General features: G+C 72.1%; 18 protein-coding genes. 11 read left to right on the top strand and 7 right to left on the bottom strand.

All coding sequences use genetic code 11. The features are described 5' to 3' along the window. Positions 1–32 precede the first annotated feature (32 nt). The 3 genes from K7G60_RS18945 to K7G60_RS39425 all read right to left on the bottom strand — a co-directional run bounded on the left by K7G60_RS18945 (position 33) and on the right by K7G60_RS39425 (position 2,902). Positions 33–584 (bottom strand): GNAT family N-acetyltransferase, encoded by a 552-nt coding sequence (locus tag K7G60_RS18945; protein ID WP_225802116.1) that lies wholly within the window; start codon positions 582–584, stop codon positions 33–35. A 19-nt stretch (positions 585–603) separates the two neighbouring features. Continuing rightward, entirely contained in the window at positions 604–1,458 is an 855-nt protein-coding gene (locus tag K7G60_RS18940; RefSeq protein ID WP_225802115.1) for a TIGR04222 domain-containing membrane protein, read from the bottom strand. Between the two features lie 88 nt (positions 1,459–1,546). Continuing rightward, positions 1,547–2,902 (bottom strand): hypothetical protein, encoded by a 1,356-nt coding sequence (locus K7G60_RS39425; protein ID WP_374115646.1) that lies wholly within the window; start codon positions 2,900–2,902, stop codon positions 1,547–1,549. Between the two features lie 233 nt (positions 2,903–3,135). Here K7G60_RS39425 and gcl point away from each other — a divergent pair, with 233 nt between their 5' ends. Next, positions 3,136–4,923, top strand: coding sequence for a glyoxylate carboligase (gcl, locus tag K7G60_RS18920; protein WP_225802114.1), 1,788 nt, complete (start codon positions 3,136–3,138; stop codon positions 4,921–4,923). A gap of 30 nt (positions 4,924–4,953) precedes the next feature. Here gcl and K7G60_RS18915 read toward each other — a convergent pair whose 3' ends face one another. Then, the gene (locus tag K7G60_RS18915) at positions 4,954–5,967 is read right to left on the bottom strand and encodes an ArsR family transcriptional regulator (protein WP_225802113.1); all 1,014 of its coding nucleotides are present in this window, start codon (positions 5,965–5,967) and stop codon (positions 4,954–4,956) included. 86 nt (positions 5,968–6,053) lie between these two features. On the opposite strand from K7G60_RS18915, the gene K7G60_RS18910 reads away from it, so the two are divergent. Beyond that, complete coding sequence (locus K7G60_RS18910) at positions 6,054–7,259, top strand: MFS transporter (RefSeq protein WP_225802112.1); 1,206 nt, start codon at positions 6,054–6,056, stop codon at positions 7,257–7,259. A gap of 322 nt (positions 7,260–7,581) precedes the next feature. Here the strand turns inward: K7G60_RS18910 and K7G60_RS18905 are convergent, their stop codons facing one another. From K7G60_RS18905 to K7G60_RS18895, 3 genes are all read right to left on the bottom strand, one after another. Next, complete coding sequence (locus K7G60_RS18905; RefSeq protein WP_225802111.1) at positions 7,582–9,039, bottom strand: catalase; 1,458 nt, start codon at positions 9,037–9,039, stop codon at positions 7,582–7,584. Between the two features lie 215 nt (positions 9,040–9,254). Next, complete coding sequence (locus K7G60_RS18900; RefSeq protein ID WP_225802110.1) at positions 9,255–10,145, bottom strand: 2-hydroxy-3-oxopropionate reductase; 891 nt, start codon at positions 10,143–10,145, stop codon at positions 9,255–9,257. Between the two features lie 47 nt (positions 10,146–10,192). After that, positions 10,193–11,026 carry a TIM barrel protein gene (locus K7G60_RS18895; protein ID WP_225802109.1) on the bottom strand — a complete coding sequence of 278 codons (834 nt, stop codon included), beginning with the start codon at positions 11,024–11,026 and terminating at the stop codon, positions 10,193–10,195. Between the two features lie 138 nt (positions 11,027–11,164). On the opposite strand from K7G60_RS18895, the gene K7G60_RS18890 reads away from it, so the two are divergent. From K7G60_RS18890 to K7G60_RS18850, 9 genes are all read left to right on the top strand, one after another. After that, positions 11,165–11,419, top strand: coding sequence for a thiamine-binding protein (locus K7G60_RS18890; RefSeq protein ID WP_225802108.1), 255 nt, complete (start codon positions 11,165–11,167; stop codon positions 11,417–11,419). 44 nt (positions 11,420–11,463) lie between these two features. Continuing rightward, positions 11,464–11,802: a helix-turn-helix domain-containing protein gene (locus K7G60_RS18885; protein ID WP_225802131.1), complete on the top strand. Its 339-nt coding sequence runs from the start codon at positions 11,464–11,466 to the stop codon at positions 11,800–11,802. 155 nt (positions 11,803–11,957) lie between these two features. Then, positions 11,958–12,500, top strand: a complete 543-nt coding sequence (gene uraD / locus K7G60_RS18880) for a 2-oxo-4-hydroxy-4-carboxy-5-ureidoimidazoline decarboxylase (protein ID WP_225802107.1) — start codon at positions 11,958–11,960, stop codon at positions 12,498–12,500. Next, positions 12,497–12,886, top strand: coding sequence for a hydroxyisourate hydrolase (gene uraH / locus K7G60_RS18875; RefSeq protein WP_116158141.1), 390 nt, complete (start codon positions 12,497–12,499; stop codon positions 12,884–12,886). The genes uraD and uraH overlap by 4 nt, the downstream gene beginning before the upstream one ends. Positions 12,887–12,891: 5 nt before the next feature. Further along, positions 12,892–13,815 (top strand): factor-independent urate hydroxylase, encoded by a 924-nt coding sequence (pucL, locus tag K7G60_RS18870; RefSeq protein WP_225802106.1) that lies wholly within the window; start codon positions 12,892–12,894, stop codon positions 13,813–13,815. Between the two features lie 69 nt (positions 13,816–13,884). Then, positions 13,885–15,288, top strand: a complete 1,404-nt coding sequence (locus K7G60_RS18865; RefSeq protein ID WP_225802105.1) for a nucleobase:cation symporter-2 family protein — start codon at positions 13,885–13,887, stop codon at positions 15,286–15,288. 48 nt (positions 15,289–15,336) lie between these two features. Continuing rightward, positions 15,337–16,725, top strand: coding sequence for an 8-oxoguanine deaminase (locus tag K7G60_RS18860; RefSeq protein ID WP_225802104.1), 1,389 nt, complete (start codon positions 15,337–15,339; stop codon positions 16,723–16,725). Positions 16,726–17,029: 304 nt separating this feature from the next. Further along, the gene (locus tag K7G60_RS18855) at positions 17,030–18,478 is read left to right on the top strand and encodes a nucleobase:cation symporter-2 family protein (protein WP_374115645.1); all 1,449 of its coding nucleotides are present in this window, start codon (positions 17,030–17,032) and stop codon (positions 18,476–18,478) included. Between the two features lie 59 nt (positions 18,479–18,537). After that, positions 18,538–19,275 carry an aspartate/glutamate racemase family protein gene (locus tag K7G60_RS18850; RefSeq protein ID WP_225802103.1) on the top strand — a complete coding sequence of 246 codons (738 nt, stop codon included), beginning with the start codon at positions 18,538–18,540 and terminating at the stop codon, positions 19,273–19,275. The last annotated feature ends 7 nt before the right edge of the window (positions 19,276–19,282 follow it).

Raw genomic sequence — 19,282 nt, 5'->3', positions numbered from 1 at the left:
CGCCCGCCCGGCGGATCGGAACCGGACGGATCCTAGGGCCTGTCCGACGATTCCCGTCGGATCCGGCCCTGGGCGACCTCCCGGCGCATGCAGACGCGGGGCCAGACCGACAGGCCGTGGGCCGCCTCGGCGCGGCTGATGGCCCGCAGTCCCTCCGTCAGCGCCGGATCGGAGTCGGCGAGCGGGCGGAAGCCCAGCCGCGCGTAGTACGGGGCGTTCCACGGGACCTCGGCGAAGGTCGTCAGGGTCAGGGCCGCGAGGCCCTGCTCCCGGGCGGCCGCCGCCAGGTGCTCGATCAGCGCCCGGCCCACGCCCCGGCGGGCGGCGTCCGGGTGCACCGACACCTGCTCGATGTGGGCGGCGCCGTCGACCGTGTCCGTGAGCAGGTACGCGACCGGGCGGTCGGCGGCGTCCACCGCCACCCACGCCCGGCCCGCGCGGCAGTAGGTCTCCAGGACGTCCAGGGGCAGCGGGTCGTCGTCGGCGATCGCCGCCATGCCGAGGGTGCGGAACGGCTCGCCCGCCGCCCGTTCGATGTCCTGGAGCAGCGGGAGTTCGGCCGGAGCGGCCGCTCTGATGCGCATACGACAGTATGGCGCGGCCTCAGTGCGCGGCGCCGCCCGCACCCGGACCCCCGTCCGCCGGGGGCCGGTTCCGGTCGTCCGCTCGGGGACGGTCGTTCTCGTGGGGGCGGTCGCTCCCGGGCGATGGGTCGTTCGCGGGCGGGCGATCGAGGAGCCCGCCGTCGCGCGAGAAGCGGGGCAGGAACAGGGCCAGGGCGGGATCGCCGTACAGCGCCACGTACAGCTGGACGAGCCGTCCGTCCGTCACCTCGCGCCGGTGGGCCGGCAGCGGATACCGCTCCCGCAGGCCCGCGAGGAGCCGCCGCGCCGCGCCCGTCGTGTCCGGCAGTCGCAGCAGCGCCACCGCCGCGACGGCCGGCGGAGCCCCGGCGGCGAGCGCCACGGCGAGCCCCGTCCCGGACGCCCCGGCGGCGAACGGCCCCACCAGCGTCATCACCGGTACGCACCCCAGCAGCGCCCGGGCGGTCCACAGCCGCTCCGGCGCTCGCAGCAGTCCGGCCCTGCACAGCTCGCCGCGCAGCGCGTCCACGGCCCGCCGTGCCTCGGGGCGCTGCGTGAGGGCCCCCAGCGCGAGGGCCCTGTGCAGTGCCCGGTGCACTCCGAGCTGCACGGGGTCACGCGCGCGGCCCGGCCCGCCATTGGCCCGAATCGTATGTTTGCGCCCCGCCGCCACCGCCCCGCGCTGGTGCAGCGCCACCAGCGCGACGGTGACGGCCGCCCGCCGCCCGCCGCGCAGCAGCGCGAGGGCCTCGGGCGGCGGCACGGTGCTCGCCGCGCTCTCCTCGCTGCGTGTTCCGCTGCTTCGCAACAGGAGGGCGGCGAGCAGCAGTTCGCCCCAGGCCAGCCCGATGAACCACCACGACCCCGTCGGCATGACGCCCACCCCCCGAGGGTGTTGTGCCCGGCGGAGCGTGATCGTCACGCGTGAATGGCCGATTTCGGATGCCGAGGAGTTGTGAGGCTCAGGCACCGCCCGCCGTCAGTTCGTCCGCGGCGTCGTTGACCGGCTGCGGGGTGCCGGTCAGGTCGAGGACGAAGAGCGGGAGACCCACCTCGGCGGCGCGCGAGCGGGCCTCCGGGGTGTAGCCCGCGAGGGAGAAGAACACGCTCACGGCGGCCGCGCTCAGCCCGTTGAGCCAGAGGCACTCGACGGCCCGCAGCCCGGTGGGCCGGGTGCTCGGGTCGACCTGGGCGACCAGGCCGGGAGCCCGCAGGTCCACGCCGGACGCGGGGCGCTCCTCGGGCTGCACGACGTCTCTGAACCCGAGCCAGCGCAGGTACCCGGCCGCCGCCGCGACCGCGTCCCGCGAGGTCCGGATCGTCACGGGCCGGAACGCCCCGCGCAGCGGAGCCGGGCGGGGGGCCGTGGGCGGCAGCGGTACGCGCGCGGGGTACCGCTCGGCGAACGTACGGGGACCCGCGGGGCCCGTCCCGTCCGCACCACGTCCGGCCGGACCGGCCCCGTCCGCACCACGTCCGGCCGGACCGAGCCCGTCCGCACCGAGCCCGTCCGCACCGAGCCCGCCCGCGCCGCGCCCGGTGGGACCGGTCCAGTCCGCGCCGCGTCCCGCCGGGCCGGCGAGGCCCCGGCCCCTCGGCCCCGGTCCGAACCACGGGGATCCGCCTTCCCCGGGCGCGGAGGGGGCCCCACGGAGGGGCACCGCGCTTCCGGCCCGCCCGCCGTCGGCGCCGCCGGCGCCACCGGACGCACCCCGGGCCGTCCCGTCGGTCGTCCCGGCTCCGCCGGTGCCGGGAGTGCCCGGTGCGAACCCGTTCGCACCGGGCACGGCCGCCTCCGGGCCGTGTCCCGTACCGGCCCGGCCGGGGGCGGCCCCGCCCGCACCGGATCCGTCCGTACGGACCCCGTTCGCACCGGGCCCGCCCGTACCGGCCCCGTTCCCCGTTCGCGGGCGCGGCGCGCCGGGGTCCACCGGCGGCGGCGACAGGAACGGCCCCGGCTCCCAGGGCGGGGCCGGAGGGCCGCCCGTTCCGGCCACGCCGTCCGCCGTGCCGTTCGAGCCGTCGACGGGGGCCCGGTGCGCCACCGGGTCCGGTTCGGCCGGTCGTACGGGTATCCGCAGCACCGTCCCGCAGGGGCAGCCCAGCTCCGGGTGCGGCCAGTCGTTCTCGTGGCCGCAGGCCCCGCAGCGGACGGTGACCCATTCGTCCGCCCAGTTCCGGTGCGTGATCGGCTCCGCGGCCGCGCCCGCCAGGACCGGCGGCGCGACGGGGCTCCCGCACGCGCAGGGGAAGACGGGTGCCGCGTACGCCTGCGTGCGCAGGCATTCGGGACAGCGCACCGGTACCGACTCGCCCACAGCCCAACCCCCTGTCGTTCCGCCCCCATCGTCCACCCACCGGCGGGCCGGGGGAGGGTGTTCGGCCACTTCCGTGATCCCGGCGGGCGGACTTCTCTTGACGGTTCTCCGGAGCCCGACCTACATTGCTTCCGTATAGCAGAACAGCATTTCCGCATTACGGAAACAGGCGCCGGGGCCTCCCGAGACGAGGCGCCCGCCTGGATCCGCCCGGCCGAAGCAGGAGCACTCCCATGCCTCGTATGACCGCCGCCGCAGCGGCCGTTGAGATCCTCAAGCGCGAAGGCGTCACCCAGGCGTTCGGCGTCCCCGGCGCGGCGATCAACCCCTTCTACCGCGAGCTCAAGAACGTCGGCGGCGTCAGCCACACGCTCGCCCGCCACGTCGAGGGCGCGTCCCACATGGCCGAGGGCTACACCCGTGCCAAGGCCGGCAACATCGGCGTCTGCATCGGTACGTCCGGCCCCGCCGGCACCGACATGATCACCGGCCTGTACTCGGCCATCGCGGACTCCATCCCGATCCTCTGCATCACCGGCCAGGCCCCGGTCTCGAAGCTCCACAAGGAGGACTTCCAGGCCGTCGACATCGCCTCGATCGCCAAGCCGGTCACCAAGGCCGCGACGACCGTCCTGGAGGCCGCGCAGGTCCCGGGCGTCTTCCAGCAGGCCTTCCACCTGATGCGCTCCGGCCGTCCCGGCCCGGTCCTCATCGACCTGCCGATCGACGTCCAGCTGACCGAGATCGAGTTCGACCCGGAGACCTACGAGCCGCTGCCGGTCTACAAGCCGTCCGCGACCCGCGCCCAGGCCGAGAAGGCGCTGAGCTTCCTCCTGGAGTCCGAGCGCCCGCTGATCGTCGCCGGCGGCGGCATCATCAACGCCGACGCCTCCGACCTCCTCGTCGAGTTCGCCGAGCTGACCGACATCCCGGTCATCTCCACCCTCATGGGCTGGGGCACCATCCCGGACGACCACGAGCTCGCCGCCGGCATGGTCGGCGTCCAGACCGCGCACCGCTACGGCAACGCGACCTTCCTGGAGTCGGACTTCGTCCTCGGCATCGGCAACCGCTGGGCCAACCGCCACACGGGCTACAACCTGGAGGCGTACACCAAGGGCCGGAAGTTCGTCCACGTCGACATCGAGCCCACCCAGCTCGGCAAGATCTTCGCCCCGGACTACGGCATCGCCTCCGACGCCAAGGCCGCCCTGGAGCTCTTCGTCGAGATCGCCAAGGAGTGGAAGGCCGAGGGCAGGCTCCCGGACTTCTCCGCCTGGGCCGCCTCCGCGCAGGAGCGCAAGGCCACCCTCCAGCGCCGCACGCACTTCGACAACATCCCGATCAAGCCGCAGCGCGTCTACGAGGAGATGAACAAGGCCTTCGGCCCGGAGACCCGCTACGTCACCACCATCGGCCTCTCCCAGATCGCGGCCGCGCAGTTCCTGCACGTCTACAAGCCGCGCCACTGGATCAACTGCGGCCAGGCCGGTCCGCTCGGCTGGACCATCCCGGCCGCCATCGGTGCCGCCACCGCCGACCCGGAGACCCCGGTCGTCGCCCTCTCCGGCGACTACGACTTCCAGTTCATGATCGAGGAGCTGGCGGTCGCCGCCCAGCACAAGGTCCCCTACGTCCACGTCCTCGTGAACAACGCCTACCTCGGTCTGATCCGGCAGGCGCAGGGCGGCCTCGGCATCAACTTCGAGGTCAACCTCGAGTTCGAGAACATCAACACCCCGGAGATCGGCGTCTACGGCGTCGACCACGTCAAGGTCGCCGAGGGCCTCGGCGTCAAGGCGATCCGCGTCGAGGACCCGGACAAGCTCGGCGAGGCGCTGGAGGAGGCCAAGAAGCTGGCCGTCGAGTTCCAGGTCCCGGTCGTCGTCGAGGCGATCCTGGAGCGCATCACCAACATCGCCATGAGCAAGACCGTCGACATGAGCGACGTCACCGAGTTCGAGGAGCTGGCCACCGAGCCCGGCCACGCCCCGACCGCGATCAAGGCGCTGAAGGTCTGATCGTCTTCAGGGTCTGATCGTCCCCCTTCTTCAGAGGGACCGGCCCCCGCCCCGAGGAGCACCGGGGCGGGGGTCCTCCTGTGCGGCCACCAGTACCGCACCCGCCTCCGTCCACTCGTACAGCACCGAGCGCCCCGCCCGCCCCCGCCGTACGAGTCCGGCGTCGAGCAGCACCTTCAGGTGCCGACCGACCGAGCCGAGGCCCTGGCCGGTGAGCGCCACCAGCTGGCTGGTGGACAGCGGGGTCCCGAGCCGTACGAGCACCCCGGCGCGGGCCGTCCCGAGCAGGGCCCCCAGGGCCTCCGGGACCATCGGGCCGGTCGTGTCCGCCAGGACCCCCGCGCAGGGGTAGACGATCGCGTAGCGCTCCGTCCCCTCCCAGGACACCCAGCCGGTGGCCGGCGTCACCGGCACGAGCAGCAGCCGTCCCCCGTCGACCCGGCGCGGCGGATAGTCGCGGGTGTTGACCTGGAGCCGGCCGTCGCCGAGCCAGCGCATCTTCCCCGGGCAGAGCTCGTCGAGCGCCGCCGCCCAGCCGCCCCGGCTCAGCAGGGCCGTCCGCGCCGTCACGTCGGCCTCCAGGATCCGCCGCCGACGCGCCCACTCCGGCCGTACCGTCTCCCGCCACACCCAGCCGAGCACGCCCGCCAGCCGCTGCGGCAGATCCCGTGCCGAGCGCAGCGGCTCCGGCACCGGTCCGCCGATCGCGACCGCCAACTGGTCCACGGCGTCGGCTGGTTCGGTCGCCAGGACCGCCCCGACCTCCTCCTCGAAGCTCCGCTCGCGATCGCCCGGCGGGGTCGGGGTGAGGAAGTCCGCGTTCCAGGTGGGTCCGATCGCGGCCCGCACGAGCAGCGCGTCGAGCGGCTCGGCCGCGAGCCGCTCCCGGTAGGCGGGCAGGTGCCGGGCGAGCCAGGCCCGCTCGCCCGGGTGCGCCGCCGCGGCCGCGTGCAGGGTCTTGAGCGAGGCGACCGTCTCGGCGAGCGGCGAGAGCACGAACGAGCTTCCCGCCATGGTGTCCGTGCCGATCCGCCACCAGCCCATACGACCGCACCTTCGCCCCGTGCCCGTCGGTTTCGCCACCGAGCGAAACGATATCGCCGTGGCCGGGTGCCCCCGAAGCTCCTCGCATGCCCCGCTACCGCACGCTCTTCCGCACCCCCGAGTTCACCCCGCTCTTCCTCACCGGCGCCGCCCACACGGCCGCCCAGACCGTCGCCGGCCTCGGCCTCGCCACGCTCGTCCTCCGCGCGACCGGGTCCCCCCTCCTCTCCGCCCTGGCCCTCTTCGGCCCCTCCCTCGCGCAGCTCCTCGGTGCGACCACCCTGCTCTCCGCCGCCGACCGCCTGCCGCCGCGCGCCGCGCTCTGGGGCATCGCGCTCTTCTTCGCCCTGGGCACCGCCGTCCTGGCGATCCCCGCCCTGCCGACCTGGGCGGTCTTCGCGGTCCTGCTCGCCGAGGGGCTCGCGGCCTCGCTGGGCGGCGGGGTGCGCCACGGGCTCCTGAACGAGATCCTGCCGCGCGAGGAGTACCTCCTCGGCCGCTCCGTGACGAACATGGCCACGGGCGCCTTCCAGATCGGCGGCTTCGCCACCGGCGGGCTCCTCATCGCCCTGCTCTCGCCCCGCGGCACGGTCCTCGCCGGCGCCGGGCTCTACCTCGCCGCCGCCCTGACCGCCCGCCTCGGCCTCGGGGCGCGTCCGCCGCGCGCCGCCGGACGGCCCTCGGTCACCGAGACCTGGCGCACCAACGGACGGCTCTGGGCCGTGCCCGCCCGCCGCCGCGCCTACCTCGCGCTCTGGGTGCCGAACGGTCTCGTCGTCGGCTGCGAGTCCCTCTTCGTGCCGTACGCCCCCGAGCGCGCCGGGCTCCTCTTCGCCTGCGGCGCCCTCGGGATGCTGGCCGGGGACGCCGCCGTCGGCCGCTTCGTACCGGCGCGGCTGCGGGCCCGGATCCGTTTCCCGCTCCAGGCGCTGCTCGCGGCCCCGTTCCTGCTGTTCGCCCTCGACCCGGCGCTTCCCCTCGCGCTCGTCCTCGTGACCGTGTCGGCGGTCGGCTACGGGGCGAGCCTGCTGCACCAGGAACGCCTCATGACCCTGGTGCCGGAGGAGCTGGGCGGTCACGCCCTCGGGCTGCACACCTCGGGGATGCTGGCGCTCCAGGGGGTGGGCGCGGCGCTGGCCGGCGCCCTCGCCCAGTACACCTCGCCGCGCACGGGGATGGTGCTGCTCGCCCTGGCCTCGCTCGCCGTGACGTCCCTGCTCGCCCGGGCCGAAAAAGAAGAAGAGCGCGGAACCAGGGACCGTAAACCTGGTTCCGCGCTCTCCCGTTGGTGACCGCCCGGCGGCACGAGGCTGGCGCGACAGGACGTTCGCGTCGCCGGGCGGAGTCTGGGGGACCCCTCGGAAAGGGGGCGTTCGTTCCCCTCGGAAGGGGGGCGTTGGGACCGCGGCGGTGCCGACGGGCGCCGTGGCGGTTCCCCTTCCTTCAGGTCAAGAAGGGGGCCCGGCGTCCTGACCACCGCACTGGCTCGGAGCCGCCGCGGTCCTCACGCTTGTCCGGTTCGCCGGCCACCCCTCATCCGGGCCGGCGATCCGGACCGCGTACCGCACTGACCTCCCGTCAGGTGCCGTACGCAGTCTGGGTGCTGCTGTGCGGTCAGTCCTCGCGCAGGGCCTCGACGGCCTCGCGGACGCGCTTGCCGTAGTCCGCGTCGGCGGCGGCGAAGTGCGCGAGGTTCTTCTCGATGACGTCCTCGCGGGACACCTGGGACAGACCGCCGGCGATGTTGGCGACCAGGCGCTTCTTCTCGTCCTCGGACATCAGGCGGTAGAGCTCGCCGGCCTGGAAGAAGTCGTCGTCCTTGGCGTGCTGCGGCGCCTCGTGGGTGCCGGTCCAGCCGTGGATCGCGAGCGGCGCGGAGAGCGCGGCGTCGGTCTGGGCCGGGCCCTGGTACGAGTTGGGCTCGTAGTTCTTGTCGTGGCGCGAGCCGTTGCGGGTGGCCATGAAGCCGTCGCGGCCGTAGTTCTCGGCCACGGTCGCCTTGGGGGCGTTCACCGGCAGCTGGGTGTGGTTCACGCCGAGGCGGTAGCGGTGGGCGTCCGCGTAGGCGAAGAGGCGGCCCTGGAGCATCTTGTCCGGCGAGGGGCCGATGCCCGGGACGAAGTTGTTCGGGGAGAACGCGGCCTGCTCGACCTCGGCGAAGACGTTGTCCGGGTTGCGGTCGAGGACCAGGCGGCCCACGCGCTGCAGCGGGTAGTCGGCGTGCGGCCACACCTTGGTGAGGTCGAACGGGTTGAAGCGGTAGTCCGCGGCCTCGGCGGCCGGCATGATCTGGACGTACAGGGTCCAGGAGGGGTTCACACCGCGCTCGATGGCCTGCAGCAGGTCGGTCTGGTGCGAGTTGGCGTCCTTGCCGACGAGCTCGGCGGCCTGCTCGGCGGAGAGGGAGCGGATGCCCTGGTTCGTCTTGAAGTGGTACTTGACGAAGAAGGCCTCGCCCGCCTCGTTGGTCCACTGGTAGGTGTGCGAGCCGTAGCCGTTCATGTGACGGTACGAGGCCGGGATGCCGCGGTCGCCCATGAGCCAGGTGATCTGGTGGGTGGCCTCGGGGGCGTGCGCCCAGAAGTCCCAGACGTTGTCCGGCTCCTGACGGCCCGTGAAGGGGTCGCGCTTCTGCGAGTGGATGAAGTCGGGGAACTTGATCGGGTCCTTGATGAAGAACACCGGGGTGTTGTTGCCGACGAGGTCGTAGTTGCCCTCCTCGGTGTAGAACTTCAGGGCGAAGCCGCGGGGGTCGCGCACCGCGTCCGCGCCGCCGAGCGAGTCGGCCACGGTGGAGAAGCGGACGAAGGTCTCGGTCCTCTTGCCGACCTCGCCGAGGAAGTTCGCCTTGGTGTACGCGGTGACGTCGTCGGTCACCTCGAAGTAGCCGTACGCGCCGGAACCGCGGGCGTGCACCACGCGCTCCGGGATCCGCTCACGGTTGAAGCGCGCGAGCTTCTCCAGCAGGTGCTGGTCCTGGAGGAGGAGAGGGCCACCGACGCCGGCGGTGGCGGAGTTCTGGTTGTCGGCGACGGGGGCGCCGGACTCGGTCGTAAGCACGCGCTTCGACATCGTGACCTTCCGTACGGGAGCTCTGCTGGCGGGTTCGAGGAGCGTAAATTCGCCTCGAACAACACGTCAACAGTTTGTTGAAAATGAAGTGTGGTGTTCCGGTCGGCGGCGACGCCTGGGCGCGACAGGACAGGTTGTCAGCGCCGCCGCCGACCGGAAATCAGGGGCCCCCGGGGAGGGGCTGGGGCCCGGCCCGGAAGGCCGGCCCCAGGGGGTCAGACCTGCTGGCCGGAGAGGCGCTCGACGGCGCGCAGCAGGGCCGAGTGGTCCAGGCCGCCGTCACCTTGCGCGCGCAGCGAGGCGACGAGCTGGGCGACGACCGCGCCGACCGGGAGGGCGGCACCGACGTTGCGGGCGGCGTCGGTGACGATGCCCATGTCCTTGTGGTGCAGGTCGATCCGGAAGCCGGGCTTGAAGTCCCGGTTCAGGAAGTTGTCCTTCTTGCGGGTCAGCACGGTCGAGCCGGCCAGACCGCCGTTGAGGACGTCGAGGGCGGCGTTCAGGTCCACGCCCGACTTCTCCAGGAAGACCACGGCCTCGGCGCACGCCTGGATGTTGACGGCGACGATCAGCTGGTTGGCGGCCTTCACCGTCTGGCCGGAGCCGTGCGGACCGCAGAGCACGATGGTCTTGCCCAGGGCCTCCAGGATCGGAAGGGCCTCGTCGAAGTCGGCCTGCTCGCCGCCGACCATGATCGAGAGCACGGCCTCGATGGCGCCGGCCTCGCCGCCGGAGACGGGCGCGTCGATGACGCGGATGCCCTTCTCCTTGGCGTTCTTCGCCAGGTCGACGGAGGTCTGCGGGGTGATCGAGGACATGTCCACGATCAGCGCGCCCTGCTTGGCGTTCTCCAGGATGCCCTCGGGGCCGTAGGAGATGGCCTCGACCTGCGGGGAGGCGGGCACCATCGTGATGATGACGTCGGCGTCCTTGACGGCCTCGGCGATCGAGCCGGCCGCGGTGCCGCCGGCGGCGGCCAGGCGGTCCAGCTTGTCCTGCTCCAGGGTGAAGCCGGTGACGGAGTAGCCGGCCTTGATCAGGTTCTCGGACATGGGGGAGCCCATGATGCCGAGGCCGATCCAAGCGATCTTGGGAAGAGTGCTCATGGTGAGGGTGCCTCTCAAAGCAAGGTGGTACGGGGAGGAGTCCTGCGTCAGCGAGCCGGGCGGGCTTCGGCGGGCAGCCACTCGAAGGAAGCGGCGGCGTCGGCGGCCTTGTACTCCAGGCCGACCCAGCCGTCGTAACCGGCCTTCTTCAGCTCGTCGAGGAGCTGCTCGAGCGGCAGGTCGCCGGTGCCCGGCGCGCCGCGGCCCGGGTTGTCCGCGATCTGGACGTGGCCGGTCTTGGCCGCGTACTCCGCGATGACCCGGCTGACGTCCTCGCCGTTCATCGACAGGTGGTAGATGTCGAGGAGGAACTTGGCGTTGCCGAGGCCGGTGGCCGCGTTCACCTTGTCGACGACCTCGATCGCGGCGGGGGCGCTCACCAGCGGGTAGAGCGGCGACTCCGGCTTGTTGAGGGTCTCGACGAGGAGGATCGCGCCGATGCGGTCGGCCGCACGGGCGGCCAGGACCAGGTTCTCCAGGGCCAGGGCGTCCTGGATCTGCGGGTCCACGCCCTCGACGCGGTTGCCGTAGAGCGCGTTGAGCGCCTTGCAGCCGACCGAGGCCGCGAAGTCGGCGGCCACCTCGATGTTGGCGCGGAAGCGGTCCGACTCCTCCCCGGGCACGGAGAGGGCTCCGCGGTCCGGGCCGGGGAGCTGCCCGGCGTAGAAGTTCAGGCCCACCAGCTGGGTGCCGGCGTCCTCAAGGGCCTTCTTGAGGGCGTCGAGCTCGCTCTGCTCGGGGGTGGCGGTGTCGATCCAGGGCCACCACAGCTCGACCGCGGTGAAGCCCGCCGCGGCGGCGGCCGCGGGGCGCTCCAGGAGCGGGAGTTCCGTGAAGAGGATCGACAGGTTCACATCGAAGCGCTGGTCCGAGTATCCCATGAGGGGCGGCGCTCCTTCCGTATTGCGGAAGTAAGTTTCTGTCTGACGGAATGCTGCAAGGCGGGCGGCGTACTTGTCAAGAGGTCCCCGCAGGTCCGGGGCTCCCGTGGGGCGGGGCGGGGCCGTAGCGTGGGGGCCATGGAGCGTTTGAGAGTGGAGTTCACGACCGAGCCGTTCGACCTCGACGAGGCGCCGGCGCACGCGGTCGTGGCCCGTGAGGTCATCCAGTCGGCCGAGCTGGACGCGGTCGACGTCGGCCCCTTCGGCAACACGGCGGAAGGCGGCGCCGACGCGGTGCTCACCGCCGTCGACGCCCTGCTGCGCAAATCGCTCGAGGCCGGCGCCACGCGCGTCTCGCTCCAGGTCAACGTGATCGGGGAGGGCGACAAGTGAGCGAGCACCCCTTGGTGGCGGCGGTGAAGCCCCTGGTGGACGCCATGGGCGCCGAGCTGCTCGGCCCCGCGCAGGCGGAGGGCGACGACGTGGTCCTGTCCTGGGAGGGCGAGGACGTGCTCGCCGTGCGCCTGCCCCAGCTCTCGGACTCCCTGGACCACATCCTCGCGGCGATGGAGCGACGGCACGGAATGCCGCTGGCCGAACTGGACCGCAAGGCGAAGCAGGAGGTCGTCCGGATCCTGGAGGCACGCGGTGCCTTCTCGGTGCGCCACGGAGTGGAGACGGTGGCGGGCGCGCTCGGCGTCAGCCGCTTCACGGTCTACAACTACCTGAACCGGGAGACCGCCCTGAACAGGGAAAAGGCCACCAAAGGCGAGTAGTTGATCATGCGTGCCCACGAGCCGTCGTCCAGATGTCGGGACGACGGCTTTTGTGTGGCCGAGTTTTCAACAAAGTGTTGACGTTGTGTTGCGGAGGGCGTTAGCTATCCGCAGCCCGTCCGACGCACAGCGAAAAACAGCCACGGAGGCTTCCCGTGACTTCAGGTACGACACCGGGCCTCACCCGGTTCAACACCTCCTCGGACAGCGAGGCCGTCGCCGCGCTCCACGAGGTGTGTTCCAGTTCGGCGTGGGGGAGCAAGCTTCTCGCCCAGCGCCCGTACTCCACCGCCGAAGCCCTCTTCCTCGCCAGCGACGCCGCCATGGCCGAGCTGACCACCGAGGACCTGGCCGAGGCGATGGCCGGGCACCCGCCGATCGGTCGTCCGAAGGCAGGGGACCCGACCTCCTCCCGCGAGCAGAGCGGGATGGCCGGCGCCTCCGCGGAGCTCAAGGCCGAGATGCTCGAACTCAACCTGGCCTATCAGGAGAAGTTCGGTCATGTCTTCCTCATCTGCGCCACCGGCAGGACCGGCGAGCAGATGCGCGACGCGGTCCGGGAACGGATCGGGAACTCGCCCGAGAAGGAGCGGGAGATCGTCCGCACCGAGCTGGGCAAGATCAACCGCATCCGGCTGACCCGTCTCGTGGAGACCCCCGAGGGCCCCGAGACCTCCGAGGAAGAGAGCTCCGCATGAGCACCGACACCACCGCCTCGGTGTCCACACACATCCTGGACACCAGCATCGGCCGCCCGGCCGAGGGCGTGGCCATCACGCTCGCGGCCCGCAGCGGCTCCGACGCGGAGTGGGTCACGCTCGGCGGCTCCGCCACCGACGCGGACGGGCGCTGCAAGGACCTGCCGGCGCTGCCGGAAGAAACCACCCACGTGCGTCTCGACTTCGAGACCGAGACGTACTTCGCCAAGAAGCAAGCCGAGGCGCAGCAGGACGCCCCCCGCGTAAGGGACAGCGGTGCGTTCTTCCCGGAGGTGGCGATCACGTTCGCCGTCAAGCCGGGCGAGCACTACCACGTACCGCTGCTGCTCAACCCGTTCGGCTACTCCGTTTACCGAGGGAGCTAGCAGACATGCCCACGATTCTCGGCCAGAACCAGTACGGCAAAGCAGAGAACCGCGTCGTCAAGATCACGCGGGACGGCGCCACCCACCACATCAAGGACCTGAACGTCTCCGTCGCCCTCTCCGGCGACCTCGACGACGTCCACCTCACCGGCTCCAACGCCCACTGCCTCCCCACCGACACGACGAAGAACACCGTCTTCGCGTTCGCCAAGGAGTACGGCATCGAGTCCGCCGAGCAGTTCGGCATCCACCTCGCCCGCCACTTCGTGACGAGCCAGGAGCCGATCCACCGGGCGCGCATCCGGATCGAGGAGTACGCCTGGGAGCGCATCGCCTCCTCCGACGCCAACTCCAAGTTCATCGGCGCCGACGAGGTCAACCACTCCTTCGCCCGCAAGGGCCAGGAGACCCGCGTCACCCAGATCACCTACGACGGCGAGAAGTGGGAGGTCATCTCCGGCCTCAAGGACCTCGTCGTCATGAACTCCACCAACTCGGAGTTCTGGGGCTACATCAAGGACAAGTACACGACGCTCCAGGAGGCGTACGACCGCATCCTGGCCACCCAGGTGTCCGGTCGCTGGCGGTTCAACTGGACCGACGACGACCAGCGCATGCCCAACTGGGAGCGGTCCTACGAGCAGACCAAGAAGCACATGCTCGAGGCCTTCTCGGAGACGTACTCGTACTCCCTGCAGCAGACGCTGTACCAGATGGCCACGCGCATCATCAACCACCGCTCGGAGATCGACGAAGTCCGCTTCTCGCTCCCGAACAAGCACCACTTCCTGGTGGACCTCGAGCCCTTCGGCCTGAAGAACGACAACGAGGTCTACTACGCCGCCGACCGCATGTACGGCCTCATCGAGGCCACCGTCCTCCGCGACGGAGCCACGGCGCAGATCCCGGTCGACATGACCAACCTCTAAGCGGCATCTGAGTGACGGCTCCCGCCCGCCCGCAGTCGGGCGGGGGCCGCACCAGAGCGGAGGCATCCCATGGCACAGCCCGCAAAGGGGCCGGCGCACGCCGAAGGCCCGTGTTCCACCCCGCCGGACACCACCCAGGTCCATCCGGTGGACGAAAAGCTCCCCGCCTCGCGGCTCGTCCCCGCGGCACTCCAGCACATCGCCGCCATGTACGCCGGCGTCGTCACCCCTCCGCTCATCATCGGCCAGGCCGTCGGCCTGGACGCCGCAGGAATGACACGGCTCATCGCGGCCGGCCTGCTCATCGCCGGCTGCGCGACCATCCTGCAGACCCTCGGCCTCGGACGCTTCGCCGGCAACCGGCTCCCGTTCGTCAACGCCGCCTCGTCCGCCGGCATCGCCCCGATGCTCGCCATCGCCGAGACCAGCGCCCCCGGACACCAGCTCCCCGCCATCTACGGCGCGGTGATGGTCGCCGGAGTCTTCTGCCTCGCCGTCGGACCCTTCTTCGGCAGGCTCCTGCGCTTCTTCCCGCCGCTCGTCACCGGCGTCGTCATCACCCTGATCGGCGTCACCCTGATGCCGGTGCCCGTCAGCTGGGCCCAGGGCGGCGACAAGACCGCCGCCGACTTCGGCGCCATGAAGTACCTGGCGCTCGCCGGCTTCACGCTCGTCGTCGTCCTGCTCTTCCAGCGCTTCGGCAAGGGCTTCGTCAAGCAGATCGCCCTGCTGCTCGGCCTGCTCATCGGCACCCTCGCCGCGATCCCCTTCGGGATGGCCGACTTCAGCGCCCTGCGCGAGGCTCCCGTCGCGGCCCTGCCCGCCCCCTTCGCCTTCGGCGCCCCCGAGTTCCAGCCCGCCGCGATCCTCTCCCTGTGCATCGTGATGCTGGTCCTCATGACCGAGTCCAGCGCCGGCATGCTCGCCCTCGGCGAGATCTGCGAGCGCCGCAGCGACGGGAGGACCATCACCCGGGGTCTGCGCACCGACGGCATCGCCACCCTGCTCGGCCCCGTCTTCGGAGGCTTCCCGACCTCCGCCTTCGCGCAGAACGTCGGCGTCGTCTCGCTGACCCGGGTCCGCTCCCGGTACGTGGTCGCCGTCGCCGGCGGCGCCCTGCTCGTCCTGGGCGCCTTCCCCGTCCTCGGCGCGGTCGTCTCCATGGTCCCGATGCCCGTCCTCGGCGGCGCCGGCATCGTCCTCTTCGGCTCGATCGCGGTCAGCGGCATCCGTACCCTGTCCGAGGCCGGACTCGACGACAGCTCCAACATCATCCTGGTGGCCGTCGCGCTCGGAGCGGGCATCATCCCGCTCGCCGCGCCCGCCTTCTACGCCGGCTTCCCCGCCTGGGCGCAGACGGTGCTCGGCTCCGGCATCAGCGCGGGCGCGCTCGTGGCCGTCCTGCTGAACCTGTTCTTCCACCATCTCGGCACCCGGAGCCGTCACACCGCTCCGGCACTCAAATCCTCCTAGGGTCCTGCCGTGCCCGAACCATCCCCGAGGAATGAAGGAAGCACCGCCATGGCAGCACCTTCGGCAGCCCAGCGCATCGTCATCGAGAACGCGGCGATCGCGACCGTCGACGCGAACGACACCGAGTACGCCTCCGGGTACCTCGTCGTCGCCGACAACAAGATCGAGTCCCTCGGCGCCGGCAAGGCGCCCGAGGGCCTGGAGAACGTGGTCCGCCGGATCGACGCCACCGGTCACCTGGTGACGCCCGGTCTGGTCAACACCCACCACCACTTCTACCAGTGGATCACCCGGGGCCTGGCCACCGACCACAACCTCTTCAACTGGCTGGTCGCGCTCTACCCGACGTGGTCCCGGATCGACGAGTCGATGGTCCGCGTGGCCGCGCAGGGCTCCCTGGCGATGATGGCCCGCGGCGGTGTCACCACGGCCATGGACCACCACTACGTCTACCCGCAGGGCTCCGGCGACCTGTCCGGCGCCATCATCGGCGCGGCCTCCGACATGGGCGTCCGCTTCACCCTGGCCCGCGGCTCCATGGACCGCAGCGAGAAGGACGGCGGCCTGCCGCCGGACTTCGCCGTCGAGACCACCGAGGGCGCGCTCGCCGCGACCGAGGAGACGGTGCGGAAGTACCACGACGCCTCCTTCGACGCGATGACCCAGGTCGCCGTCGCCCCCTGTTCGCCCTTCTCCATCTCCACCGAGCTGCTCCGCGAGGGCGCCGCGCTCGGCCGCCGCCTCGGCGTGCGCATGCACACCCACGGCTCGGAGACCGTGGAGGAGGAGAAGTTCTGCCACGAGCTCTTCGGCATGGGTCCGACGGACTACTTCGAGTCGACCGGCTTCCTCGGCGAGGACGTGTGGATGGCGCACTGCGTCCACATGAACGACTCCGACATCGAGGCCTTCGCCCGCACCAAGACCGGTGTGGCGCACTGCCCGTCCTCCAACGCGCGCCTCGCCGCCGGCATCGCCCGCGTACCGGACATGCTCAAGGCGGGCGTCCCCGTCGGCCTCGGCGTCGACGGCACCGCCTCCAACGAGTCCGGCGAGCTCCACACCGAGCTGCGCAACGCGCTCCTCATCAACCGCCTCGGCGCCCACCGCGAGGCCGCGCTCAACGCCCGCCAGGCCCTGCGCCTCGGCACCTACGGCGGCGCCCAGGTCCTCGGCCGCGCCGACAACATCGGCTCGCTCGAGGCCGGCAAGCTCGCCGACTTCGTCCTCTGGAAGATCGACGGCCTCGGCCACTCCTCGATCGCCGACCCGGTCACCGCCATCGTCTTCGGCGCGGCGGCCCCGGTCACCGCCTCCTTCGTCAACGGCAGGCAGATCGTCGAGAACAACCGGCTCCTGTTCGCCGACGAGGAGCAGATCGCGCGCGACGCGCGCGCGGAGGCGCAGCGCCTGGCCCGCATCACGGCCCAGAGCTGACCCTCCCCATGGAGTCCGACCGAGGGGGACGGCCCTCGGTCGGTCGCCGCGGACCCGAGCGGGGTCCGCGGCAGCCCGACCGGGTGGTGCCGTACGTCTCGTGCGCACGGCACCACCCGGGACGGTGAAACGTGCCCGCACCCCCACACCGGGCACCCGTCCCCGCGCCGCAGCCCCTCCGCGGCACATCCGCTCCACCCTCTTCACCCCGCATCGAGCCGCACCTCCTGCACTTCGCACCGCATCGCACCACCTCCCTGAACCCCTCGTCGCCGCCGACGTGTAACCGACCGGAGGAACCGCCGTGGCCGCCAAGCCCCAGGTTCGCAATGCACCAGACGCAGGCCCCGCCCCCGAAGACCGCGAGAAGCATCCGGTCGACGAGACGCTGCCGCCACTCAAGATGCTCACCAGCGGCCTCCAGCACGTCGCCGCCATGTACGCGGGCGTCGTCGCCCCGCCCCTGATCGTCGGAGCGGCCGTCGGCCTCTCCGGCACCGAGCTCACCTTCCTCACCGGTGCCAGCCTCTTCACGGCCGGCCTCGCCACCTTCCTGCAGACGCTCGGCGTCTGGAAGATCGGCGCCCGGCTGCCGTTCGTCAACGGCGTCACCTTCGCCGGTGTCGCGCCGATGCTGGCGATCGTCGACACCACCGACAACAAGGCCGACGCGCTCCCCGTGATCTTCGGCGCGATCATCGTCGCCGGACTCCTCGGCTTCGCCGCCGCCCCCTTCTTCTCCCGGCTCGTGCGGTTCTTCCCGCCGGTCGTCACCGGCACCGTGATCACCCTCATCGGTGTCTCCCTCCTCCCGGTCGCGTTCGGCTGGGCCCAGGGGCCCAACCCCGGGGCCGAGGACTACGGTTCGACCACGTACCTCTCGCTCGCCGGCATCACGCTCGTCGTGGTCCTGCTGCTGCGCCGCTTCACCCGCGGCTTCCTCAAGCAGGTCGCCGTCCTGGTCGGCCTCGTCATCGGCACGCTCATCGCCATACCCTTCGGGGTCACCGACTTCTCCCCGGTGACCGAGGCGGACGTCGTCGGCTTCCCGACCCCCTTCCACTTCGGCGCCCCGCAGTTCGCCCTCGCCGCGATCATCTCCATGTGCGTGGTCATGCTCGTCTCCATGACCGAGTCGACCGCCGACATGCTGGCGCTCGGCGAGATCGTCGAGCGGCCCGCCGACGAGAAGACCATCGCGGCCGGACTGCGCGCCGACACCCTCGGTTCCGCGCTCAGCCCGCTCTTCAACGGCTTCATGTGCAGCGCCTTCGCGCAGAACATCGGCCTGGTCGCCATGACGAGGATCCGCAGCCGCTTCGTCGTCGCCTGCGGCGGTGGCTTCCTGGTCCTCATGGGCCTCTCGCCGGTCGCCGCCTCGCTCATCTCGGTCGTGCCCCGGCCGGTCCTCGGCGGCGCGGGCGTCGTCCTCTTCGGCTCGGTCGCCGCCAGCGGCATCCAGACCCTGGTCAAGGCCGGCCTGGAGAAGGACAACAACGTGCTGATCGTGGCCGTCTCGCTGGCCGTCGGCATCATCCCGATCACGGCGCCGGAGTTCTACCACGCCTTCCCGGAGACCGCGAAGATCATCCTGGACTCCGGCATCTCCACCGGCTGCGTGGCCGCCGTCCTGCTCAACGTGGTCTTCAACCACCTGGGCCGGGGCCGCGACGCCGACGAGGTCACCGCGCCCATGGAGCCGGGCGAGGAGATCTCCGGCAGCCACACCGCGAAGGCGGCGCACGCCCACTGAACCCGCTCCTCGTCCCGCCGCCCGCCCCGGTCCCCGCGCACGCCGCGGGGCCCGGGGCCGTGGTGTCGGCCGACCGCACCGCTCCCGCGGGCACGGCCCGGAACAGCCACGCCAAGCCCGGGGCCGTGGTGCTGGTCAACCCCAACACCTCCACCACCACGACCGCGATGATGACCGCCATCGCCCGGCGCTCCCTCGATCCCGCCCGGCCCGTCAGGGGCGTGACCGTCGCCAGGGGCCCGCACATGCTCACCGACCCGGAGGCCCTGCGGGCCGCGGCGCCCGAGGTCCTCGCCGCGGGCCTCCGCGCCACGGCCGGGGGCGACTGCGCCGCCCTCCTCGTCGCCGCCTTCGGGGACCCGGGCCTCACACGGCTGCGCGAGGCGGTCGCCCCGACCGGGGTCCCGGTGGTCGGCCTCGGCGAGGCGGCGCTCCTGGAAGCGGCCGCCGGCGGAGCGCCCTTCGGAATCGCCACCACCACCCCGCTCCTCGCCGACGCCATCCACGCGCGCGTGACCGCCCTCGGCCTCGCCGACCGGTACACCGGGATCCGGCTCACCGCCGGCGCCCCCGAGCGCCTCTCCGCCGACCCGGTGCTCCTCCTCGACCGGCTGGAACGCGCCGTACGCGCCTGCGCCGAACGCGACGGGGCCCGCGCCGTCGTCATCGGCGGCGGTCCGCTCGGCGAGGCCGCCGAGGAACTCCGCGCCCGCTGCGCGGTCCGCGTCGTGGCCCCGATCCCGGCGGCCTGCCGGGCGATCACCCGCCTGCTGACGGGCCGGGGGCCGACGGGCTGACGGGCCG

The organism is Streptomyces sp. NK15101, from assembly GCF_020400725.1.
Classification (GTDB): domain Bacteria; phylum Actinomycetota; class Actinomycetes; order Streptomycetales; family Streptomycetaceae; genus Streptomyces.
This window is presented reverse-complemented; position numbering and strand designations above follow the sequence as displayed.